Raw genomic sequence first — 277 nt, 5'->3', positions numbered from 1 at the left:
ACCTGCCCTTTGCGCTAGCGCCAAAGGCATTACAGCAATTGTTAAATCAGCTTGAGGCCGAGAAAAAATCTAAACAAGTTGAACACTTTAATCATGAATTAACAGACTTCATGGCAGAGCTTGAACAAAAATTATCATTTGGATTGTCCGACTCATTTGTGGCTATCCAAACAATAAAATCTTGCTTTGAAGAACGACAAGCAGCGCAAAACAATTCTGAGGTCTTGCTTGATATATCTGATCGAGAGTTTGATCAAGTTAATGCGCAGGTTAATAG

General features: G+C 38.6%; 1 pseudogene. It reads left to right on the top strand.

Going from position 1 to position 277, the window contains the following annotated elements:
- Window positions 1–38: 38 nt before the first annotated feature.
- Window positions 39–277: pseudogene (locus AAEY99_RS21390) on the top strand (DNA sulfur modification protein DndD); the annotation flags it as partial.

This window comes from Shewanella sp. S1-58-MNA-CIBAN-0166, from assembly GCF_040310085.1.
Classification (GTDB): Bacteria; Pseudomonadota; Gammaproteobacteria; order Enterobacterales; family Shewanellaceae; genus Shewanella.
The sequence above is the reverse complement of the archived record's forward strand: the minus strand, read 5'-3'. Positions and strand labels throughout refer to the sequence as shown.